The sequence below is a fragment of the Exiguobacterium sp. s26 genome (assembly GCF_018618235.1).
Classification (GTDB): Bacteria; Bacillota; Bacilli; order Exiguobacteriales; family Exiguobacteriaceae; genus Exiguobacterium; species Exiguobacterium chiriqhucha.
Genome location: NZ_JACSLS010000004.1, coordinates 358,622 through 365,861 on the forward strand (window position 1 = coordinate 358,622; position 7,240 = coordinate 365,861).

Sequence of the window (7,240 nt, forward strand, 5' to 3'; positions counted from 1 at the left end):
TTTCTAAGGGCACGCTCTTAATAGTACAAATCACACCTCCATTCGTCAAGAAAATCACATAATTTCACAGTGACAAAACGGAAACAAAAAGGGAACCCGCAGACGGATTCCCTTGTTTTATTCCCTATTTCGACAAAATTATCCTTCTACACCGTAATCTTCGCGGACAACTTGTGCAATTCGTTCGACATAACGGTCACACTCTTCTGATGTCGGTGCTTCCGCCATGACGCGCACGAGCGGTTCCGTACCAGAAGCGCGGACGAGGATGCGGCCGTTGCCGTTCATTTCTGCTTCCGCTTCTTGAATCGTCGCGAGAACGCGGTCGCCGTTCATCGCCTCGTTTTTGTCCGTGACACGGATGTTGACGAGTTTTTGTGGGTACACCGGCATCTCAGCCGCGAGTTCTGATAGCTTGCGGCCTGTCGTCTTCACGATTTGAGCGAGTTGAACGCCAGAGAGCATGCCGTCTCCCGTCGTCGAGTGGTCGAGGAAGATGAGGTGACCCGACTGCTCGCCACCGAGTGTGTAGTTGTGTTTCTTCATCTCTTCGACGACATAACGGTCACCGACCGCCGTCTGAAGCGCCGTCATGCCAGCATCTTCAACCGCTTTATGGAAGCCAAGGTTACTCATGACCGTCGCGACAATCGTGTTGTCTTTGAGACGGCCTTTCTCGCTCAAGTACTTCCCGCAGATGTACATGATTTTATCGCCGTCGACGATATCACCGTTCTCATCGATTGCAATCAAGCGGTCGCCGTCGCCGTCAAAGGCAAGACCCATGTCCGCTCCTTTTTCACGAACGAACTGTGCCAAATGCTCAGGGTGTGTCGAGCCGACACCTTCGTTGATGTTCAAGCCGTTCGGCGAGTTGCCAATCGTCGAGACGTTCGCTTCGAGGTCAGCAAACAGACGTGCTGCCAATCCGCTCGTCGCACCATGGGCGCAGTCAAGGGCAATATGGAGACCGTCGAAATCTTCGTCAACCGTCTGTTTCAACATTTGAAGGTACTTCTGTGCACCCTCGTAGTAGTCTGAGACAAAGCCGAGGTCTTTTCCGACCGGGCGTGGCAACGTGTCTTCCGCCGCATCCAAAATCGCTTCGATTTCCGCTTCTGTCGCGTCGTCGAGCTTGAAGCCGTCGCTACCGAAGAACTTGATGCCGTTATCGGCTACCGGGTTGTGCGATGCCGAGATCATGACACCAGCCGTCGCATCGAGCGACTTCGTCAAATAAGCGACACCTGGCGTCGAGATGACACCGAGACGCATCACTTCGGCTCCGATTGATAGGAGACCCGCGATGAGCGCACCTTCAAGCATATGACCTGAAATGCGTGTGTCACGGCCAATCAATACTTTTGGCTGTTCGCCGGCTGGCAAGTGTTTCGATAACACGTAGCCGCCCGCACGACCTAAACGATATGCTAACTCTGCTGTCAATTCTGAGTTCGCGACACCGCGGACTCCATCAGTTCCAAAATATTTACCCATAAATTCAATTCCTCACTTTTGTATGATTGAACGCCTCATTGAATCGAGGACGTTTCGGTTTGTTCATCGACGCTCGTTAACTCGATGTCGATTGTCTTCGGTGAGACGACGGTCACACCTTTTGGTACTTCATAGTCGACGTCGACCCCGTGTAACCCGCTCGGGAGGCCCGTCAAATCCAAGGTCACACTCACACTGTTCGACGTGATGCTCTCTAAGAGGGACCGCTTCCCGGACAAGGTGACCCCGATCACTTCAGGGGCTTGGAGCGTAAAGTTCGTTCGGTCATATCCTCGTACGGTCACAGGTACTGTCAATCGGACTCGTTCCGTCAATTCACCCGTGTCGTCTCGCGACTCATCCGCCGCTCGAACGAGCAATTGGACTTCCACTTGCTTCATCTCAAGCGATGAGGCACCCTCCGGCACGGCGAGCGTTGCGGTCACTTTTCCGGTCTTGTCGATGCCGTCTAAATCGATTGGCTCCGTCTCGACGGTGTCGATTGCATCGAGCACGTCTGGTGGCGCAAAGACACGGACTTCCGTTTCTTCTAGCAACGTGTCGACGAGTCTGAAGTCATCGGCCACGTCACCGGTCGTCACCGCCTCAATCGGGAAGACGGCACTTTGTTCGTAGACCGGGACCGACACACTGATGATGTTCGGTTCGACGGTAACATTGAGCGGATTGCCATTGGCATCTAAAATCGTTGGCGTCAATTCACGCGTGAACGTTTGACTTTGATTGGCGACATCGACGTTTAACGTGATTTCTTGAACGTTTTGAATCCGACTGGCACCGCCCGACACTTTCACTGTCGTCGGTTCGATGTCGGCGTCACCGACCACTTTTCCTTCTGGCAATTGGTCTTTATTCAATAAGTTGACCGACACCGGGACTTCGACCGTCTGTTTGCGGTCAATATAGATTTCGACCGTATCCCGCTCGAGTTCGACGTTGACGTCTCCGCCAAAGCCGCGTGCCTCGACCGGAACGCGATGGAAGCCTGTCCCAAGGTTCGTTAAATCGACGAAGACTTGATAATCTTTCACCAACTTGGTCATCGTCAAACTGCTGGACGGACCTTGCAATTCGACGCTCATTTCTTCTGGGACGTTATATGCCACGTACTGCACCTCATCGAAGAACACTTCGACGGGAACGTCGAGTGTCATCGAACTTTGTCCGACAATCGGGAGGGCGTTTGTGGAGTTGGTCGACGAACTCGTCTCGGCGACCATGAAATAAAGTAGGATGGCTAAAGCAAGTGCGATGACGCGGAGAAACCATTTATGTTGTAACCACTGATCAATCACTTACTTGTCCCCCCCTTTTTTATTGAAGAACGAGAGTGTCGTCTCTTTTTCTTCAATAACGAGTTCTTGGATCAATTTATTGCGAAGTCCCTCCTCATCCAACTCTCGATACAGACGTCCCGCGATCGCAAGCGACACGGCGCCTGTTTCTTCAGAGACGGTGAGCGTCACGCTATCCGTCACTTCACTAACCCCGATGGCGGCCCGGTGTCGGGTACCTAGCGCTTTATCGATATGTGGACTTTCCGACAATGGTAAATAACAGGCTGCTGCCGCAATTTTCCCATCTTGGATAATCATCGCCCCATCATGGAGCGGGGTGTTCGGAATGAACAGGTTGATAATCAGTTGTGACGTGATGTGTGAATCCATGCGAATCCCGGTCTCGACATATTCATTCAATCCCGTATCGCGTTCAATCGCAATCAGCGCACCGATGCGACGTTTTGACATATATTGTGCCGAGCTGACAATCGCTTCAATCATTTGACGCTGTTTATCCTCGTCACTTGTGCTCGTGCGACCGAACAAGTTACTCGTTCGCCCTAGATGCTCGAGCCCACGTCGGAGTTCCGGTTGGAAGATGATGATAATCCCAAGTAATCCGTAGGTGATGACCTGGTTCAATAAGAACTGTAACGTCTTCAACCCAAAGAATCCGCTGAGGAACCAGCTGACAAGGATGATGGAAATCCCTTTAATCAATTGGACCGCTTTTGTCCCACGTACAATCATCATCAATTTGTAGATGACATACGTGACGACGACAATATCTAAAACGTCATTCAAATAATCGTACCAATGTACGTTTTCTGAAAGACTAAAGAATGATAAGAATGAAACCTGTTCAAGTAGCGGCAAATGCTCCCCTCCTCAACTACCTAGCCAATTCGTGCAAATTACATTATATCACATTTCTGAAACCACGCATCGCCAGACGATAAAACGAAACCAGATTGAAACGAACCAAAAAGACGCCGTCTCCGGCGCCTTCTTTTAGAAGATTTGTTTGAACGAATACCACATCCACTCAAACATCCGATCAATTTGTTCGAGTTCTCCCGTGACTTCTCCAGCGCTAGCCAGATAAGCCCGACCATTTACGGCCGTCGCGTTCCCGTTGACCGTCCCTTCAATCCGGAGGTCACCGCCTTGCACCGTGATGTCCCGTTCGACAGTTACACCTTGTGGGACGACCACCTCGTTCGATGTCACAACGATGCCCGGCACTTTCGTGTATGTCATCGTCTCCGTCGATTCATTCCATAAGCCAAGTGTCGCGCTCGACATCAAACTAAAGAAGAGAGCGGCCGCCATCAGTCCTGGATGCTTACGGAACCACGTCATCCATTTAGATTGTGGTTTCTGTTTCGTCCGGACTTTTTCTTCAAATCGAGTCACTGGTGCGACCTCGACCCGTGCTTTCGCTTCCGGTAAGGACGCCATGACACGGGCTGTAAAATCATCGGATAGTTTGGGCCGTGGTAAGGCCTTCAGTTCGGCATCTATTCGTTCGTAGTGGAGGTACGCTTCATATAAATCGTCGTCCTCCAACAATTGACGTAGTTCGTCAGATTCTTCGGGCAGGATGCCATCTTCCAAATATTGTTGTACTTTTTCTTCAGGAGTCAATTGAACCCCTCCCTGTTTTGAAAGATTGTTTTTAACATTTCTCTTCCCCGGAAGATCCTTGTTTTAACCGTAGCAACCGGCATATCGATCATGACGCTAATTTCCTTAAGCGATAAGTCATCCACGTATTTCAACAGCAATGGAATCCGATACTTGTCGGGCAGCTGTTTAATCGCTTCATGCATCTCGCCTCGAATTTCGCGATGAACGACTTGGGCGTCGGGTTGGGGTGCTTCATCAGCCAAGTGGTCCTGGTAGGTCAAGCCATCGGTGCCCGCAATCTCGGCATCCATTGAATATTCCGGCTTTCGCTTTCTCAGACGGTCGATTGCCACGTTTGTCGCAATCCGGTAAATCCACGTCTTGAACTTGTACTGGGGATCATACGTATCGATTCGGGTATACGCCCGAATAAACGTCTCCTGGGCAGCATCTTCCGCTTCGCCTCGATCATATAATATCTTATAAGCGACAGCAAAGACACCATCCTTGTACAGTTCTACCAGCTCAGCAAACGAATCATGATTCCCCGACCTTAATTCGTCGACTAAACGGGTGGTCAGCCGTTCCATCAGTCCACTTCCCCTCTCCGCAACCTATGCGGTCATCCTTCTATACGGATTTGTCTCTATGTAGGTTTCATTAAAATCCCATGACAATAAAAAAAGTTTCCAAGTCCATTGTAGCAAACAGACTTGGAAACTGTAAGGTCGTCAGACAGTTTCACTTTCCAATAACAGGTTTTCTTTGGATTTCAAAATCGTCTTACATAACTCGAACGCCAACTGGGCCGTTGTGTCATCATGATCGAGCGATGGATTTAATTCTACGAGTTCGACCGCAATCAAATCGTCAGCCTTCATTACTTCGGCCAAGATGGCTTTGCCTTCTTCGGCGGTCAGTCCTTGATCGACTGGCGTGCCGGTACCTGGAACAAGTTTCGCATCCAAGCTATCCATATCGAAGCTAAGATAGAACCGGTCCACACGTGCGCGCAAATAAGCGAGTGCCTCGTCCATCATGACGTCGACGCCCCGTGTCCGAATCTCTTCGACCGTGATTACTTTAATACCGAGTCGATTGATTTCTCGAATTTCACCTTCGTCGATATCCCGAAGCGCCATATACACCAAATGTTCGGGCGCGAGTTTCGGTTCACGTCCACCGACCTCGGTCAGGCGGATATCTCCCATCCCCATCGCCGCAGCAAGTGGCATCCCATGAATATTGCCCGATGGTGAGGTCTCACCCGTGTTCAGGTCAGCGTGCGCATCGACCCAGATGACACCGTATGGCCCCGTTTTGGCAAGACCCGCCAGCGTTCCGATTGCCATGCTGTGATCGCCCCCAACGATCAACGGGAATCGCTTCGCTTGAATGTCTGCATCGACGACCTCCGCGAGTTCTTGGACCGTGTATAAGACTCCATCTACCCGCTTCAAATGCTCTTCACTGTTAATCATTTCAGATTCAGGTAAGACACGGATCGTCTGTTGCTTCGTTTCTGCTGGCAATAGTGTTTCCAATCCGAGTGTCCGTAATTTTGATGGACCTTGTTCTACGCCATGTTTCCCCTGTCCATAACGTAGCGGCACTTCAATATATGACCAATTCATCCCCATTCCCCCTTGAACGTTTATAGCTTCATTGTAAACGCTACCAAACGCGTGGTTCAACTTCACACAATGATGAATAAACATACAAAAAGGCAGCCTGAATGGTGGCAGGCTGCCTTTCTCTGTACTCTCAAGTGAATGGTTCATGGATTTAGGCAAAAAAAAACTTAAGTCATAAGTAACTTAAGAAAAAAACAAATGGTGGAGCCTAGCGGGATCGAACCGCTGACCTCCTGCGTGCAAGGCAGGCGCTCTCCCAGCTGAGCTAAGGCCCCGTCAAGGGAATAATATGGAGCGGAAGACGGGATTCGAACCCGCGACCCCGACCTTGGCAAGGTCGTATTCTACCACTGAACTACTTCCGCATAAAAATGAGCCATGCAGGGCTCGAACCTGCGACCCTCTGATTAAAAGTCAGATGCTCTACCAACTGAGCTAATGGCTCAAACCTGGTGGGGGGGGGCGGATTCGAACCGCCGAACCCGAGGGAGCGGATTTACAGTCCGCCGCGTTTAGCCACTTCGCTACCCCCCCAAGGAGTGCCGGCGAAAGGATTCGAACCCTCGACCCTCTGATTACAAGTCAGATGCTCTACCAACTGAGCTACACCGGCATATATGGTTTGATTGTTTATTAAAAAGATGGTGGAGGATGACGGGATCGAACCGCCGACCCCCTGCTTGTAAGGCAGGTGCTCTCCCAGCTGAGCTAATCCTCCAAATGGTGACCCGTACGGGATTCGAACCCGTGTTACCGCCGTGAAAGGGCGGTGTCTTAACCGCTTGACCAACGGGCCTTAATTGGCTCCGCAAGTAGGATTTGAACCTACGACCTACCGGTTAACAGCCGGTTGCTCTACCACTGAGCTATTGCGGAACGATCTTGCCTGGCAGCGTCCTATCCTCACAGGGGGAGACCCCCAACTACTTTCGGCGCTGAAGCGCTTAACTTCCGTGTTCGGCATGGGAACGGGTGTGGCCGCTTCGCTATCGCCACCAGACAAAAGAATATTAACATCGCCCCAAGGGCGTGTCAATCCATTTCAGGGTTGTTCCCTGAAAACTGAAGACTCATCAATTCACACAAACCATTAGACTAGATCAAAGCCTCGACCGATTAGTATCATTCAGCTCCACACGTCGCCGTGCTTCCACCCATGACCTATCTACCTCATCGTCT

Annotated in this window: 6 protein-coding genes, 8 tRNA genes and 2 rRNA genes; all 16 read right to left on the reverse strand. The window is 50.7% G+C overall.

The features are described from left to right. Nucleotides 1-138: 138 nt before the first annotated feature. On the reverse strand, nucleotides 139-1,497 hold the full coding sequence (glmM, locus tag KNP82_RS08990) for a phosphoglucosamine mutase (RefSeq protein ID WP_021065183.1): 1,359 nt from the start codon (nucleotides 1,495-1,497) through the stop codon (nucleotides 139-141). 35 nt (nucleotides 1,498-1,532) lie between these two features. Then, entirely contained in the window at nucleotides 1,533-2,813 is a 1,281-nt protein-coding gene (locus tag KNP82_RS08995; RefSeq protein WP_029594436.1) for a CdaR family protein, read from the reverse strand. Beyond that, the gene (gene cdaA, locus KNP82_RS09000; protein WP_021065185.1) at nucleotides 2,814-3,674 is read right to left on the reverse strand and encodes a diadenylate cyclase CdaA; all 861 of its coding nucleotides are present in this window, start codon (nucleotides 3,672-3,674) and stop codon (nucleotides 2,814-2,816) included. It lies immediately after the preceding gene. 135 nt (nucleotides 3,675-3,809) lie between these two features. Then, entirely contained in the window at nucleotides 3,810-4,445 is a 636-nt protein-coding gene (locus tag KNP82_RS09005; RefSeq protein WP_029594435.1) for a polymer-forming cytoskeletal protein, read from the reverse strand. After that, nucleotides 4,442-5,017, reverse strand: coding sequence for an RNA polymerase sigma factor SigW (gene sigW, locus KNP82_RS09010; RefSeq protein ID WP_021065187.1), 576 nt, complete (start codon nucleotides 5,015-5,017; stop codon nucleotides 4,442-4,444). The genes KNP82_RS09005 and sigW overlap by 4 nt, the downstream gene beginning before the upstream one ends. Nucleotides 5,018-5,158: 141 nt before the next feature. Continuing rightward, complete coding sequence (gene rocF / locus KNP82_RS09015) at nucleotides 5,159-6,061, reverse strand: arginase (RefSeq protein ID WP_021065188.1); 903 nt, start codon at nucleotides 6,059-6,061, stop codon at nucleotides 5,159-5,161. Nucleotides 6,062-6,260: 199 nt separating this feature from the next. Further along, a tRNA-Ala gene (locus tag KNP82_RS09020) sits at nucleotides 6,261-6,336 on the reverse strand. 15 nt (nucleotides 6,337-6,351) lie between these two features. Continuing rightward, a tRNA-Gly gene (locus tag KNP82_RS09025) sits at nucleotides 6,352-6,426 on the reverse strand. Nucleotides 6,427-6,433: 7 nt separating this feature from the next. Continuing rightward, nucleotides 6,434-6,506, reverse strand: a tRNA-Lys gene (locus KNP82_RS09030). Nucleotides 6,507-6,511: 5 nt separating this feature from the next. Further along, a tRNA-Tyr gene (locus tag KNP82_RS09035) sits at nucleotides 6,512-6,595 on the reverse strand. Nucleotides 6,596-6,601: 6 nt separating this feature from the next. After that, nucleotides 6,602-6,674 (reverse strand) — tRNA-Thr (locus KNP82_RS09040). A 29-nt stretch (nucleotides 6,675-6,703) separates the two neighbouring features. Continuing rightward, nucleotides 6,704-6,779 (reverse strand) — tRNA-Val (locus KNP82_RS09045). A 3-nt stretch (nucleotides 6,780-6,782) separates the two neighbouring features. Beyond that, nucleotides 6,783-6,857 (reverse strand) — tRNA-Glu (locus KNP82_RS09050). Nucleotides 6,858-6,862: 5 nt separating this feature from the next. Next, nucleotides 6,863-6,937 (reverse strand) — tRNA-Asn (locus KNP82_RS09055). Between the two features lie 8 nt (nucleotides 6,938-6,945). Next, nucleotides 6,946-7,061 (reverse strand): 5S ribosomal RNA (rrf, locus tag KNP82_RS09060). Between the two features lie 96 nt (nucleotides 7,062-7,157). Continuing rightward, a 23S ribosomal RNA gene (locus KNP82_RS09065) occupies nucleotides 7,158-7,240 on the reverse strand; the annotation flags it as partial.

What these genes read in the sequence shown, in the direction of transcription:
- rocF (WP_021065188.1), bottom strand. Translation starts at nt 6,061, where the DNA reads ATGAATTGGTCATATATTGAAGTGCCGCTACGTTATGGACAGGGGAAA.
- sigW (WP_021065187.1), bottom strand. Translation starts at nt 5,017, where the DNA reads ATGGAACGGCTGACCACCCGTTTAGTCGACGAATTAAGGTCGGGGAAT.
- glmM (WP_021065183.1), bottom strand. Translation starts at nt 1,497, where the DNA reads ATGGGTAAATATTTTGGAACTGATGGAGTCCGCGGTGTCGCGAACTCA.